The organism is Acidobacteriota bacterium (assembly GCA_022340665.1).
GTDB lineage: Bacteria > Acidobacteriota > Thermoanaerobaculia > Thermoanaerobaculales > Sulfomarinibacteraceae > Sulfomarinibacter.
This window is the reverse complement of sequence record JAJDNM010000122.1, coordinates 1-14,178: the sequence shown is the minus strand read 5'-3', so window position 1 is coordinate 14,178 and position 14,178 is coordinate 1. Positions and strand designations below refer to the sequence as shown.

Annotated in this window: 14 protein-coding genes, 1 tRNA gene and 2 pseudogenes; 10 read left to right on the top strand and 7 right to left on the bottom strand. The window is 62.9% G+C overall.

What is annotated here, in order from left to right; all coding sequences use genetic code 11:
* Together LJE93_13385 and LJE93_13380 are read right to left on the bottom strand one after the other, a co-directional pair.
* Positions 1-345 (bottom strand): hypothetical protein (locus LJE93_13385; protein ID MCG6949897.1); only part of this gene is annotated, 345 nt, incomplete at its 3' end.
* A gap of 219 nt (positions 346-564) precedes the next feature.
* Entirely contained in the window at positions 565-735 is a 171-nt protein-coding gene (locus LJE93_13380) for a hypothetical protein (GenBank protein ID MCG6949896.1), read from the bottom strand.
* A 76-nt stretch (positions 736-811) separates the two neighbouring features.
* On the opposite strand from LJE93_13380, the gene LJE93_13375 reads away from it, so the two are divergent.
* The gene (locus LJE93_13375; protein MCG6949895.1) at positions 812-2,257 is read left to right on the top strand and encodes a serine hydrolase; all 1,446 of its coding nucleotides are present in this window, start codon (positions 812-814) and stop codon (positions 2,255-2,257) included.
* A gap of 39 nt (positions 2,258-2,296) precedes the next feature.
* Here LJE93_13375 and LJE93_13370 read toward each other — a convergent pair whose 3' ends face one another.
* A complete protein-coding gene (locus LJE93_13370) occupies positions 2,297-2,512 on the bottom strand; it encodes a ribbon-helix-helix domain-containing protein (protein ID MCG6949894.1) in 216 nt (71 codons plus the stop codon).
* A gap of 128 nt (positions 2,513-2,640) precedes the next feature.
* On the opposite strand from LJE93_13370, the gene LJE93_13365 reads away from it, so the two are divergent.
* Positions 2,641-3,564 carry an EamA family transporter gene (locus LJE93_13365; GenBank protein ID MCG6949893.1) on the top strand — a complete coding sequence of 308 codons (924 nt, stop codon included), beginning with the start codon at positions 2,641-2,643 and terminating at the stop codon, positions 3,562-3,564.
* A gap of 132 nt (positions 3,565-3,696) precedes the next feature.
* On the opposite strand, the gene LJE93_13360 is transcribed toward LJE93_13365, so the two are convergent.
* The 4 genes and pseudogenes from LJE93_13360 to LJE93_13345 all read right to left on the bottom strand — a co-directional run bounded on the left by LJE93_13360 (position 3,697) and on the right by LJE93_13345 (position 8,937).
* A complete protein-coding gene (locus LJE93_13360; GenBank protein ID MCG6949892.1) occupies positions 3,697-4,119 on the bottom strand; it encodes a secondary thiamine-phosphate synthase enzyme YjbQ in 423 nt (140 codons plus the stop codon).
* A 63-nt stretch (positions 4,120-4,182) separates the two neighbouring features.
* On the bottom strand, positions 4,183-6,561 hold the full coding sequence (locus LJE93_13355; GenBank protein MCG6949891.1) for an acetate--CoA ligase family protein: 2,379 nt from the start codon (positions 6,559-6,561) through the stop codon (positions 4,183-4,185).
* Positions 6,562-6,785: 224 nt separating this feature from the next.
* Positions 6,786-7,340, bottom strand: a pseudogene (locus LJE93_13350) (indolepyruvate oxidoreductase subunit beta).
* A 13-nt stretch (positions 7,341-7,353) separates the two neighbouring features.
* Positions 7,354-8,937, bottom strand: coding sequence for a thiamine pyrophosphate-dependent enzyme (locus LJE93_13345; GenBank protein MCG6949890.1), 1,584 nt, complete (start codon positions 8,935-8,937; stop codon positions 7,354-7,356).
* A 370-nt stretch (positions 8,938-9,307) separates the two neighbouring features.
* Here LJE93_13345 and LJE93_13340 point away from each other — a divergent pair.
* The 8 genes and pseudogenes from LJE93_13340 (at position 9,308) to LJE93_13305 (ending at position 14,114) form a co-directional block, all read left to right on the top strand.
* Positions 9,308-9,601 (top strand): annotated as a pseudogene (locus LJE93_13340) (transposase).
* A 50-nt stretch (positions 9,602-9,651) separates the two neighbouring features.
* On the top strand, positions 9,652-10,188 hold the full coding sequence (locus LJE93_13335; GenBank protein MCG6949889.1) for a transposase: 537 nt from the start codon (positions 9,652-9,654) through the stop codon (positions 10,186-10,188).
* A 216-nt stretch (positions 10,189-10,404) separates the two neighbouring features.
* Positions 10,405-11,181 (top strand): 5'/3'-nucleotidase SurE, encoded by a 777-nt coding sequence (gene surE / locus LJE93_13330; GenBank protein MCG6949888.1) that lies wholly within the window; start codon positions 10,405-10,407, stop codon positions 11,179-11,181.
* A 1-nt stretch (position 11,182) separates the two neighbouring features.
* On the top strand, positions 11,183-11,842 hold the full coding sequence (locus LJE93_13325) for a protein-L-isoaspartate(D-aspartate) O-methyltransferase (protein MCG6949887.1): 660 nt from the start codon (positions 11,183-11,185) through the stop codon (positions 11,840-11,842).
* A complete protein-coding gene (locus tag LJE93_13320) occupies positions 11,839-12,450 on the top strand; it encodes a DedA family protein (GenBank protein ID MCG6949886.1) in 612 nt (203 codons plus the stop codon). Before LJE93_13325 ends, LJE93_13320 begins: the two co-directional genes overlap by 4 nt.
* Before the next feature lie 31 nt (positions 12,451-12,481).
* On the top strand, positions 12,482-12,763 hold the full coding sequence (locus LJE93_13315; protein ID MCG6949885.1) for an acylphosphatase: 282 nt from the start codon (positions 12,482-12,484) through the stop codon (positions 12,761-12,763).
* 3 nt (positions 12,764-12,766) lie between these two features.
* The gene (locus LJE93_13310; protein ID MCG6949884.1) at positions 12,767-13,858 is read left to right on the top strand and encodes a hypothetical protein; all 1,092 of its coding nucleotides are present in this window, start codon (positions 12,767-12,769) and stop codon (positions 13,856-13,858) included.
* Positions 13,859-14,037: 179 nt separating this feature from the next.
* Positions 14,038-14,114, top strand: a tRNA-Arg gene (locus LJE93_13305).
* Positions 14,115-14,178 lie beyond the last annotated feature (64 nt).

The following is a 14,178-nucleotide window of genomic DNA, read 5'->3' as shown; positions in this document are numbered from 1 at the left end:
CGGGTTTCCGGAGCGCACGAGCGCGTTGATCGAGTCCGCGCTTGCCAGGTAGATACCGAGGGAGTCAGTGGTGCCGAGCGCCGTTCCGGTCAGGGATGCGACGAATGCCACCTCGCCGTTCGCGTTGACGGTCGGAACCTCGAATGAAATGAAGGTCCCGTTGCCGTCCGGCGAAGCCTCGCCCGACATGACGATGATGGCGGTCTGAGCCTCGGCTGTTCCTGGGTTCGCGAGGACCAGACACAGCGAGAAGAGCACAAGGGGGACCGCGATGCGGAAACATCCGGTTTCGATCGGGGAGAGAGTTTCGACCTGTTGTGATCCGCGCACAGAGACTCGCTGCATGTGACGCTCCTGTGATTCCCGAGGCTCGAAGGGCGCCTGCTTGCACCTGTCGAGTTTTGAGATTATCGATTTATTGGGATTGTGTCGCAGTATCTTGATTTTGTCAAACACGGTCTTTTTGATCGACTGTGGTGGGCACGGGCCTCTGGCGGGTCAGCCTCGGCTCTCGAAAACCACCCGCCCGTCGACGATGGTCATCTCGATCTCCATGTCGAGTCTCTACTCCGGGTCGATCTCGAGCAGGTTTCGGTTGACGACGGTGATGTCGGCCGGCTTGCCGGCATTGATCGAGCCGTGGATGTCACGCTCGAAGGCGGCGGTGGCCGAGTTGTCAATAGTGTGGGCCTCGAGCTTCTTTCCCACGCTGATGCGAACTTCGAGCGCCGCCATTCGTAGGTCCGAGAGGGCGTTGTACCCTCGCCCCAGGCGTCGGGAGCAACGCCGAGAATCTGGAGGAGGCCCGGCTATGAAATCGAGATCGCGGTTGTTGGCGGGAACACTGAGCTGTCTTCTGGTCGCGTGCGGAAGCGGGACCGTGGAGCGGGGCCCGACCGAGGAGATGGCCGAGGTCATGGCCGAGTTTGCCCGGCTCGGGATCTTCTCAGGCACGGTGCTGGTGGCAGAAGGCGGCGAGATCGTCTACGCCGAGGCGTTCGGCGAGGCGGACAAGGATCGCGGCATCGCGAACAACCTGGAAACCAGGTACAACATCGGCTCGATCGGCAAGACCATTACCGGGGTGTCGATCATGCAGCTGGTGGAGCAGGGGAAGGTGGCGCTGGACGCTCCGGTCTCGACCTATCTGGAGGATTTTCCGTATGGTGATGCGATCACCATCCACCACCTGCTGTCGCATACCTCGGGCATGTTCAACTACATGGCGCACCCGGAGTACCGGGCGCGGATGCCGGAGCTCCGCGAGATCGACGACTGGCTGCCGCTGGTCTACGACCAGCAGCTGGTTTTCGAGCCTCCCGGCTCGCGTTTTGCCTACTCGAACTCCGGCATCGTGACCCTCGGCGCGGTCATCGAGCAGGTCACCGGAATGCCGTATGAGGACTACATTCGAGAGAACATCCTCGACCCGGCCGGGATGGACAGCACCGGCCTCGACTACCCGGAGGACGAGGTGCCGAACCGTGCGTTGGGCTACACGCGCAGCGTGTCCGGCGAGAGCTTCATCCCCGCCGCCGGCAACGTGCCGCCTGCATCGGCGGACGGCGGGATCGAGACGACGGTCGGCGACCTGCTCGCCTTCGACCGCGCGCTCTACGGAGACACCCTGCTCAGTGAGTCGTCAAAGCAGAAAATGTACACGCCCAACCTCGAAGACTACGGCTACTGCTGGAGGGTAGCGGTGGACAACGGTCGACGATCTGTCGGCCACGGCGGTGGCACCAGCGGCGTCAGCGCGATGTTCAGCCGGTTTCCGGACGATGACGTCACGATCATCGTCTTGTCGAACTACACGGAAGCGGCGATGCAGCCGGCGCGAGCTCTCGAAGCCATCTACTTCGGTGACGAGTACGATCCGCCAAAGCCGCCGCTCGGTGAGGTGGTCTATCGGGAATTGAAGAACGGTCCGGACGCCGTCACGGTCGGGGTGCTCGACGCCCTGGTCGAGAAAGGCGGCTACGAGATCCGGGGGCCATTCGAACTCAACATGCTCGGCTACGAGTTGCTCGGCGAAGGAGAAACCGAGATGGCGATCGCAGTCTTCGAGCTCAACCTGAGCCGATTTCCCGACGACCCGAACTGCTACGACAGCCTCGCCGAGGCCCATCTGACCGCAGGCGATCTGGGGCGGGCAATCGAGTTCTATCGGAAAGCCCTCGAAATCGACCCCGGCTTCGAGAACTCGAAGCGAATGCTGGAGCAGTTGAAGGCTGAGGAAGACGAGGCGTCGGGCTGACGCGGTGACCGATCGTGGATACCTGGAGATAGTGGCAAGCTAGCCGAGAAGATCGCGCTCCACGTCGTCCCAATCGAAGGCAAGGTCGACCGGGACCCGGAGACGTTCGATCATCTTCTGCTGCCCCTCGGCGTCGGCCATGAAGTGTTCGATCGCCGCTCGGATCAAATCGGCGCGACTCCGATGCATCGACCGCGCGGCCTCGTCGATATCCCGGACGAGTTCCTCCGGCAAACGTGCACTGACCAGGGTCATGTGCGCCCCCCTCAAGTCAATTTTAGCCAATAACTGGGTCTTTGAGCCAGTAGCTGTGGAGACTCGGCTGAGATTTGCATGCCGTGACGGGGTCACATGTATTCCATATCGCGTATAGTTCGCGAGCCGTGACGAAGAATACGCACGACTTTTCCATCGCCGGGCTGCTCTGCCTCTTCGTGACCTACATCGTGTGGGGCAGCACCTATCTCGCCATTCGGGTGGCGGTACGCGAGGACGCCGGGTGGGGACCGTTCTGGCTCGGCGCGATGAGAGTCCTGGTGGCGGCGGCGGTGCTCTTCGCGCTCAACGCCCTTCGCGGCGTGCGGCTCAAACCAACGCGGAGCGAGCTCGGGGTCGTGGTAACGACCGGATTGCTGCTGTGGGTCGGCGGTAACGGAGCCGTCAACTGGGCGGAGCAACGGATCGATTCCGGACTGGCTGCACTGATCGTCGGTACGATGCCGATATGGGTTGCCGTGATGGAGAGCCTGATCGACCGCCGCCGGCCGTCGTTGTTGCTCTCGACCTCGTTGCTCACCGGTTTTGTCGGGCTGGTTGTCTTGACCTATCCGATGATCGAGGACGGTGTCCGATCGGACGTCCTGGGCGTGGTCGCCGTCATCTTCGCGGCAATCAGCTGGGGCTTCGGTTCGATCGTGGTCAACCGGCGCCAGCCGAAGCTGGATCCGATCGCGATCTCGGGCTGGCAGCAGCTGGCGGGGGGCGCAGGGTTCGTGCTGATCGCGCTGATGGTGGCGGAGCCGGCGCCGCGACCCACCACCGAGGCGTGGGCGGCGTGGGGCTACCTGGTGGTCTTCGGTTCGCTGCTGGCCTACACCTGCTTCGTCTACGCCCTGAAGGTGTTGCCGACAACGGTGGTCATGACCTACGCCTACGTCAATCCGGTGATCGCAGTGCTCCTCGGATGGCTGATTCTCTCGGAGCCGATCACCAGCTACACGGTCGCAGGAATGGTGCTCATTGTTGGCGGCGTTTATGGCGTGTTCAGGGATAAAGGCAGGCGGCAGACGCCGAATTCGGAAGTCTGAATTCGGAATGGCGCCTACTCCACATTCCTCGCATTTCGAATTTGGGATTTCGGATTTCGAATTTCCCACCCGCCCCCCCGGCGGCCAGGGATAAATTCGAAATTCGCAATTCGAAATTCGAAATATGTTCTGTCACTCGCCAATGATTTTGATCAACACCCTCTTCTGCCGTCTTCCGTCAAACTCACCGTAGAAGATCTGTTCCCAGGGGCCGAAGTCGAGCCGGCCGTCGGTGATTGCCACCACCACCTCGCGGCCCATGATCTGCCGCTTGTGATGGGCGTCGGCGTTGTCCTCGCCGGTGCGGTTGTGGTGGTAGCGCTCGGTTGAGGGATCGAAAGGCGCGAGCTCCTCGAGCCAGCGCTTGTAGTCGCGGTGAAGCCCCGGTTCGTCGTCGTTGATGAAGACCGAGGCCGTGATGTGCATCGCGTTGACCAGGCACAGACCCTCGGTGACTCCCGACTCCCGCACCGCTTCCTCGACCTGCGGCGTGATGTTCACGAACTCCATCCGCTCTGTGATGTTCAAGACGAGCTTTCTGGTCAGTGATTTCATGAACCCTCCAGCCTGCCGACGATTTCCCGCCACCAATTCCGAGCTCCTAATTCCGAATTGGATTCATTTCGATGGCGTGAAATGCCTTTTCACATCTACCCACTTGCACAGTGCCCGCACCGCTCTGTCGGCTGACCGAAACACCGGCAATCCTCCCGCTCGCAGTGCTTCCACGAGAGGGTCGAAGAGCACTCCGGAGTCGACCACCGCGATCACAGGCTTGTCGCTCGACTTCGCGACGCCGGGCAGGAGCTGTGCGATCGAGCCCGGGTCGAGGATGGACTCCCGATGTCCTTCGCCCGGCGCGAGCGTCTGCAGTGCCGGAGTGAGCGGCACGATGCCGACCGCCGCCGCATCGACGCCGTCGTCACCCAGCACCTCGACGAGGATGTCGGCGTAGACCGTGTCGCCGGCCATCGGCGTGATGTCGAACGGATTCTTGACGTCGACCAGCCCGGCGAGCCTGTTGTCGGCGAGAACCTTGGCGAGCGCTTCATCGGTCCTCGCCGTGAACGGGGGCAGGATGAGCTCGGCCCCGTTTCGGCGAATGGAGTCCGCCATGCCCACTGACTCGTAACCGGCATTGGAGATTGCTGCCAGCCGATTGCCCGCGGCCGTTTTGCCACGGAGGGGAAGGGTGACGCGCAGAAAGTCGGAAAACTCGTTGAAGTCGCCGGCGACGAAGGCGCCGGCCTGGGCGATCGCGTTCTCGCAGACCGCGTAGTCGCCGGCAACCGAGGCGGTGTGGCCGGCGGTGGCCGAGCGGCCCTCCGAGGTGCGGCCGGCCTTGTAGAAGACCACGTCCTTGCCGAGCGCCACCGTCTCCTTGACGGCGGCCGCAAAGGTGTATCCGTCGCAGGGCTGGAATCCTTCCATATAGACCGCGAAGACCTCGACCTCAGGGTCGTCCTTGATGTACGAAAGGAGGTCTCCGGCGGTCAGGTCGATCTGGTTTCCAATCGAGAGGGCGTAGGCCGGGTCCAGCCACGGCATGCGGCTGAGGGTCGAGATGATGAAGGCGCCGGACTGGGAGATGAAGCAGAGTTTTCGCGCGTGCTTGCCTCGCGATTTCGGGAGCTTGGCGTCCGGGATGAACATCGTGTCGAAGTGCCCGGGGTGGGAGATCACCCCGAGCGAATTGCCGCCGAGGAACAGTGGGCCGCCGCCGTTGCGGTGGTGGGCCTCGCGGATCCGTTCCCTGAGCTTCGTCTCGAGATCCTGGCTGCCTTCCTTCTCGCCGATGCCTCCGGGAATGAGGATCACCGTTTTGGCCTTGTCGTGCCCGATCAGGTCCTCGATGACGGAAGCTACCTGGGCGGCGCCGACGGCGACGACGAAGAGATCCACCTTTTCGGGGAGGTCGGCTACGCTCGCAACACACGGAATGCCGTCAATCTCGGTGGCAGACGGATGGACGATCGCCACCTTCTCCTGGTCGAAGCCGGCGGCGATGATGTTTTCGAGGATGATACGGCCCATGTTGTGGCTGTGCTCGGAGACGCCGATGATCCCTGCCGAGGCCGGCTTGAGCAGGCTGCCGATCTTGTCGATCGGTCGTGGCTCTGCGCGTCGGGTCGCCGGGCAGAATCGGCAGACGCCGTCGAGCGGTGCCATCCGTCCTCCCGAAGCCGCATACGGGTTGACCTCGACCTCTTCGAGGTGGAATGCGGCGTCGGCGTTCATCGCCGAGAAATGGTTGGCGAGATCGACGTATGCCTGGAAGCACTCGATGAGAATCGTATCGTCGAGCAGGCGCCGTGATCCTCGCATGGCGCCCGAGAGACGGTCGTAGCTCAATGTGCCGCGGAAGAGCTCGAAGAATTGCTCGCCATTCGTGGTGCCGGTTGGCGCGATCGCGACCGCCGCTCCCTTCCGTGTCTGACGGGCGAGGAGCTCCATCTCGACTCCGCCGAGGCCGGCGGTGATGATGGGCCCGAACTCCTCGGTCAGACGAATGCCGACGAAGAGCTCGGTAGCAAATCCCTGAGCGTCGGGAGGCATGTAGGAGCAGAGGAGGATGCCGACGATACGATCCGTGATGCGCTGCTCGAGACCGTGCCCGCGCCGGCCCGCGAGGTTCGGCGGGACCTCACCCTGGTGGTCTTCGAGGTAAGCGGCGTAGGTCTCGGGCACCTCACGAAGCATGAGATCGAAAGCCGCCTCGACCGCCCCGATCTCGCGGGCGACGATGCGCACGCCCTTGGCCTCGGTCTTGTGGGTGATGTCGGGAGACACCACCTTGAGCACCACTTTGTCGCCGGTCAGGTGGTCGAGGTCGGCGGCCGTCGGACGCGCGCCGATCGGGATCAGGCGGTATGCTGGAGCCGCCTCGGCGCCGATGGCCTCCTGAATGTCATAGCACTCGTGTTCGTAGAGATTCGTTCGGCCCTGTGTATGGGCGGCCGCGAGAATCTGGTCAATTCGTTCGTTGTCGATGGCCATCGTCCCCCTCCTCAGGCGAATGCAGCGGCGCGGTCGCATGCCACCGCTTCCTCTTCAGCCAGCACGGACTCGAGCTTGGCTGCATCGCCGGCGATCGCCTCGACCCATGCTCCGGCGTAAATTTCGTCGATGGTTTCCGGATCCAGCTTGCCGACCAAGCGGAGAGCGTCCAGTCGTGCCATGCCGGCGTCGACCAGCCCGCAGAAGAAGAGGCCGGCGGCTCGGCCGAAGCGGAAGGCTCGCTGGTTGACCTCGACGATCTTTTCTCCCTTGCGCGCGAAGAGCATCTCGACGAATGCGAGCAGACGGTCTTCCTCGAAATCGAGCAGCGGGGAGGCGGCGCCGACCGTCACCATGTTCTGCGCACGCAGATTGCCGGCGGCACGCGCGAAATGGGCGGTGTCGACCATGACGATGTGCTCCAGGGTCGCGAGATCCGAGAGCAGGGACTCGGCCTCAGGGTAATCTGAGATGTTGATATACGGAGTCGTGCTGGTCACGACCCAACCACCCGGGCGGAGGTACTGCCGATACCGCATGACCTCGAGCGGCTCGACCGACAGAATCAGATCGGCCTTGCCGGTCGGAATGATGTCGGACCAGATCTCGGAATCACCGTAACGCAGGTTCGATTGCACCGCGCCGCCGCGTTGGGCCATGCCGTGGACTTCGGCCTGCTTGAAATGAAAGCCCGCGTCAAGGGCGGCGTTGTCGATGACGAACGCGATGGACAGGATGCCCTGGCCACCGACTCCTGCGAGGATGATGTTTTTTTCCATCGTCTCTCCGTGCTCAGTTCGATTTCCTCTTCAGGGACTCGATGCAGGCGCGTCGGGCGACGATCACGCTCGGCCCGTCGAATGCCAGCTCCTCCCGCATCACCTGCACGTTCTGATCGTGGTTGCGCGGGGTCGGCTCGATGATTCGGAAGTGGTCCTCGGAGATTCCGGTACCGAGAATGATCTGGTCGAGAGTCTGGCCGGTCGACATCGACCGCTGCGTGCCCGTCATCCCGACGGTGCTGTTGTCGACCACCAACACATTCAGGTTGACGTTTTGCTGAACCGCTGACAGCAGCGGAGTGATGCCGCCGTGTGAAAACGTGCTGTCGCCGATCGCGGCCACCGCCGGAGAATAACCGGCGTGGGCGGCACCGGCGGCCATTCCGATCGAAGCGCCCATCGCGACGCAGCTGTGGACCGCTTCCAGCGGAGGCAGGGCCGCCAGTGTGTAGCAGCCGATATCGGAGAAGACCTGCGGGTTGTCGAAGTTGTTGAGGGCCTCGTTGAGGGCGCGGAAGGAGTCGGTGTGCGGGCAGCCCTTGCACAGCGCCGGCGGCCGATTGGCGATCTCGGGTGTCGGCTCGTAGGCGGTGGGAAGGGGATCCATTCCTAGCGCCTGGCGGACGATGTCCGGATTGAGCTCGCCCGTACGGGGGACCTCGCCGGTCATGCGGCCCTTGACGCGGACTCCCTCGAGCCCGAAGAGGCCCCGTACCGTGCTTTCAACCAGGGGATATCCGTCCTCGAGGATCAACAGCTCGTCGACATGATCGACGAGTGAGCGAACGAGGCCGGCCGGCAGCGGGTACTGGCTGAGCGAAAGGACCGAGTAGTCGTGGTCGGAGTCGAGATTCTCGAAGAGATAGTTGCCCGCAAGGCCGCAGGCAATCACACCGCTCTTGCCTCGAATTACGAGCGAGTTGTGCGAGCTTTCCTCGGAAAGACGAAGCAGTTCCGGCTGCTTCTCCGTCAGGCCCTTGTACTGAACCCTGGCATTGACCGGCAGCAGGGTCCACTTCTTGATCTGCTTGTCGGGGTGGAGCTCGTTCTGGGGGAGCTTCTCCCTGGTGGCCACTCCTGCCCGACTGTGGGCGATGCGGGTGACGAGCCGAACCATCACCGGAACCGCCAGCTCCTCCGAAAGCTCGAAGGCCTCAAACATCATGTCGTAGCACTCCTGCTGGTTGCGCGGCTCGAAGCAGGGGATGAGTGCGAACTGGGCGAAATAGCGGCTGTCCTGCTCGTTCTGCGACGAGTGCATGCCGGGGTCGTCTGCAACGGCGAGGACGAGGCCTCCGTTGGTGCCGGTAACGGCGGAGTTCATGAACGCATCGGCGGCCACGTTGAGACCGACGTGCTTCATGCAGACCAGCGCCCGCTTGCCGGCCCAGCTCATTCCCAACGCCTCTTCGTAGGCGACCTTTTCGTTGGTCGACCAGAAGGCGTGGACGTCGCCGGATTTCTTGGTGCGGCGCTCGACGAACTCGAAGATCTCGGTCGACGGCGTCCCGGGGTAGCCGTAGACACCACTCAGCCCGGCGTGGATTGCGCCGAGGCCGATGGCCTCATCACCGAGGAGGATCTCTCTGCTCATACCTGCTCCCTTCGCAGGGTAAATGTTTGTTTGCGAAGCGCTTCCGATTGCACCTCGAGCGGATGTGAAGTATTGCACAGCCAGGGGTGCGCTTCAATTCCCGGAGTCCTCCATTCAAGATGGCCCGCCCGCTGCGATCTACGATCGCAGCCACGCATCCGCGGTCCTCGGCGATCCGAGAACAAGCTCTTGTCACGCAGCGGTCCTCGCCCGCTGCGATCTTCGATCGCAGCTACGCATCCTCGCTCCTCCCGCTCTCCGAAAGCGAGCTTTCGGAGAGCGGGAGGACCTCGTCTGCTGCGCGCCTGCGGCGCGCGGCCGAGTCACTCCTTGGTGTTATCCCGACCGAGCGAAGCGAGCGGAGGGATCTATGGGTGTTGTGCGTCCCCTCAGTCTTGTATTCCTCGCGCCGATTCCGGACCTGGGGCCGCGTTTCGCTCGCCGGCTTCGTCGGGATGATCACGACATTCTCGAAGCTACTGGAGGATATGAAGTCGAGATTGCCACGGCGCTTTCTGAGCGGGACCTGCCGGTGTGCGTGATCAACCCGCGACAATTGCGAGATTTTGCCAGAGCCACCGGAGAACTGGCCAAGACAGATCGTGTGGACGCTCGCGTATTGGCCGAGTTTGGCCGCGCGCTGCGCCCCTCTGTAAGGCCGCTCGCCAGCTGCGGGGGATCTTGGATCGGCGGAGGCAAATCCTGGAGATGCTCGTGGCTGAAAAGAACCGCCTTCGGCGTACAGAGTCAAAAGTCGTCAAAGCCTCCCTGCGGTCCCACATTCGCTTTCTCGATCGACAGCTCGAAAAAACGGAGACAGCTCTATCCGATCTGATCAAGGCGAGCCCGGCCTGGCAAGAGGACGTCAATCTCTTGACCTCCGTACCTGGCATCGGACAGCTCACTGCCGCAAACCTCACCGTCATGCTTCCGGAGATTGGATCCATCGGTCGAAGGCAGATTGCCAAACTCGTCGGCGTTGCTCCCCTAAGCCGAGACTCCGGTCTCAGCCGCGGCTCTCGATCCATCTGGGGAGGACGAGCCCACGTCAGGAAGGTCCTGTATATGTCGACATTGGTGGCCACTCGATATAACCCTGTCATATCGGCCCTTTACACTCGTCTCATCGATCGTGGCAAACCGAAAAAGGTAGCAATCGTCGCCTGCATGCGAAAGCTACTCATCATCTGCAATGCGATCGTCCGAGATCGCTCGTCCTGGACACCTGAACTCGCTGCAACCCGTTCTTGACTTCCAAGACGGTTGCTCCACTCGGGCCGTCCCGGCCCTCGGTCGGAATGACAAATAAACAAGGGCTGGAAATCCGATATCCAAAATCCAAACGCCCAGGGGCGCGGATCGAGCATCGAGCATCCAGCATCCAGCATCCAGCGTTGAGAATCGCCTTCCGGCAGGAAATTCCTCATTCCTCATTCCTGATTCCTAATTCGTATTAGAATCCCCCGCATGGCAAAGCCGCGAATTCTCGTCACCAACGACGACGGATACACCTCGGAGGGCATTCAGGTCCTGGCCGACGCGCTCGAAGCATTGGCCGAGGTCTGGGTGGTGGCTCCGAACAGCGAGCAGTCCGCGGTCTCGCACGCGTTGACCCTCGACCGGCCCCTGCGCATCGAGCGGCTCGGCGAGCGCCGGATCTCGGTCGACGGTACGCCGACCGACTGTGTCGCGATCGCTCTGTCGAATCTCATGAACGGCGACGAGCCGGATCTCGTGGTGTCGGGCATCAATTTCGGCTACAACATGGGCGCCGATGTTCACTACTCGGGAACCGTTTCAGCCGCCTTCGAAGGCGTGATCCTCGGTGTGCCGGCGATGGCGGTGTCGCTGGGAGTGGGGGAGGGCCTCAGCTTCCACTTGGCGGCGAAGTTCGCGCGCGAGGTCGCCGAGTGGATCCTCGAGCACGGTCTCCCACAGAACACATTGCTCAACGTCAACGTGCCGGTCGGGACTCCGCTGGGAGTGAAGCTCACGCGGCTTGGCGTGCGGCGCTACACCGAGGGCGTAATCGAGGAGACCGATCCGCGCGGGCGAAGGATCTTCTGGATTGGCGGCGGGCAGCCTGTGTGGGAGCCGATTCCGGACACCGATTTTCACGAGGTGGCTTCGGGCTACGTCTCGGTGACGCCCCTTCATCTCGATATGACGGACCGCAGGTCGCTCGACCGAATGCGCGAGCGTGCTCCCTCGTGGGTCGAGTCGATCGGCGGCGAGGACATCTGACGTGGTGGCTGACGCCTACGCATACCGCAGGGCGCAGATGGTGGAATCCCTCCAGCGGGGCGGGATCACCGATCGGCGCGTGATCGAGGTGATGGCCGAAGTTCCCCGTCATCTTTTTGTACCGGAGGCGTTTCGCCATCAGGCCTACGACGATGACGTATCGATTCACATCGGCGAAGGCCAGACGATCTCGCAGCCGAGGATTGTGGCCCTGATGAGCGAGGCGGCGCGAATCCAGGCGGCGGATCGCGTGCTCGAGATCGGCACCGGCTCCGGCTACCAGGCGGCGGTGTTGGCGAGGCTCGCCCGCTTCGTCTTCACCATCGAGAGGGTCGCCTCGCTTGCCCGCCAGGCAAAGACCGTGCTCGACCACCTCGGAGTCGATAACGTCAGCGTAAAGGTCATGGACGGCACTCTCGGGTGGCGGGCGCAGGCGCCGTTCGACGCGATTCTGGTCACCGCGGGTGCACCGGAGGTGCCGAATCCTCTGGTCGATCAGCTCGCCGACGGAGGACGCCTGGTCGTACCGGTCGGTCCGCGCGAAGCCCAGGTGTTGAAGATCGTCGAGCGCCGCGGCGAGAGGACCTTTGCGCATGAGCTGAAAGGTGCGTGCTTCGTTCCGTTGATCGGCCGCCACGGCTGGGAGGAACAGACCTCTTGAAGGAAAAGCTCTTCGCCTGGATCGACTCGCTCGCCCTGATGCCCCATCCCGCGTTGTGGCTCTTTCTTCTCGCCTTCGCTGAAAGCTCCTTCTTTCCGATTCCGCCCGACGTGTTGCTCGTTACTCTCGGCGTTGCAAACCCGGAGAGCGCCATTTGGTATGGCTTCGTATGCTCGCTGGGCAGTGTCCTGGGCGGAATGCTCGGCTACGCCATCGGTCTGTACGGCGGTCGCCCTTTGCTCTACAGATTCTTTTCTGATGAGAAGATCCACGCGGTCGAGAAGCTCTACGACCGGTTTAACGCCTGGGCGACCGGGATCGCCGGCCTGACCCCGATTCCCTACAAGGTCTTTACCATCGCCGGCGGCGCCTTCAAGATCAACTTCAAGGTCTTCGTGATCGCGTCGATGGTCTCGCGGTCCCTCCGTTTCATGGCCGAGGGAGTCCTCCTTTTCTTCTTCGGCGAGTCGATCCGCGATTTCCTCTTTGAGTGGTTCAACTGGGTCTCCATCGGGTTCGTCATTCTCCTGGTTGGTGGTTTTTGGCTGATCCACAAGTACGGCAAACGCGCCCACCAGCGGGTTGAGGAAGGACCTGAAGCATCGTGAGGTGGGACGAGATATCCTCTGGCGGTGAACCATGCAGGCCAAGAGATACCTGGTGAGGGGCAGGGTTCAGGGGGTCGGATTCCGCTACTTCGTGTGGCGCGAGGCCGAAGCCCTCGGGGTGGCAGGCTGGGTGCGCAACATGGCGGACGGCTCGGTCGAGGTGGTCGCCGCAGGGTCGGGCGAGACGCTCGACCTGCTGATGCGCCGACTGCAGGAGGGACCGAGATCTTCACGGGTCAAATCGGTTGCGGTGGCGCAGGTGCCCACGGATCAAGTGCCCGGGGGATTCGAGATCCGCAGGGACGCGGTTTGAGTCATGAGCAAAGTCGATCTGATGCCGATGCCGCCCGCCGAAATCCGGGAGGGTCTGTACAGCGTGATAGCTGGCGCGCTCGCGGGCGGTGCGCCGGAGCCCTCGTGGGTGGCAGTCGACGACGGCAGCAATTCCTGGGTTGTCGAGGTCTCGACCCGACCCGTGTCCGAGCGCGTTCACGGAGTCGTTGCCGCGGCGAGTGAGAACGCGATCGTCACGGCGCAGAGGCTTGGCGTCGGCGGGGCGATGTGGTTGCCGCCGTCGTCTTTAGGAGCGCTGGACGCCTTTTCCGCTGCCGCGGCGGCGGAGGCCCTGATAACCATCGATGCCGCCTCGTTCGAGCTCCACGACGGAGCGACGACGAACCATGTCGTGACCGTTGTCGACACCCTGTTCTGGAAGGTGCAGCTCGGCGACCGCGCGCTCGAGGCACAGTTGAGTGAGCTGGCCGTAGCTCTCGGCGCGCCCGCCGCGCTCCTCGGGTGGCCGGCCCTGGTGGTGGCGGACCGTGATCCCGAGGCGATCCTCTCGACCTGGGAGGAGCTGACGTCGAAGAGTGGGACGCTTCGACCGTCTCTCGAGGTGACCTCGATGCGGCCGGAATCGCTCGAAAATGGTCTCTTCGAAGCCGCCTACCCGAAATTGGTCGGAGATGGAGCGTCGGAAGCGCCGGGCGGGCAGATGATCCCTCAACCGGTGCACGAGCTGCCGCACGGCCGGCGCATCGGCTGGTGGCGAATGGGAGAGGGCGAGGAGCCCGAGGGAGAGGGCTGGACCGCGACGCCGACCGTCGAGAACGTGACCAGGTGCCGTTGGCGTATCGACGGCGACGACGACCCTGGCCCTGTGGAGGAGGTCCTCGCGGCCGACGAGGTGACGGAGGCCGGTGACGTCGTGGCCGTCCGCATCCCGGGATGGGCGTCGAGTGGCCTGCGCACGGGCAGCCCGGGCGGCCTGCTCGCCGCCCGGATAGCAGACGCCGCGACCCGACGAGGCCTGCCGCTGTGGATCCCAGGTGTAGATGAGGAAGCGCTGAGATTCGTCCTCGGCCTGCCGGGCACCATCTGGGTGGACGGACCGGCGGTTCCGGGATGAGTTTTGAGTGTTGAGTTATGAGTTTTGAGTTCCCACCCGCCCTCGCAGGAGGTCACGGGTAACGGGGATTCAATTCATAACTCAAAACTGAAAACTCAAAACTGAATCGAATCGTCTGCAGGCGCGTGTCCGTCGTTGACACGACCCGTTTATCGAAATAGCATCATTTCCCCACGCGAGGGGCTATAGCTCAGGTGGATAGAGCAGCGGATTCCTAATCCGGAGGTCGGAGGTTCGAGTCCTCCTAGCCCCGCCAGTGATGTCCGTCATCCGTCATTTCGAGCCCTGACGGTGCCGTCGTACGGAACCGCAGACCTCCG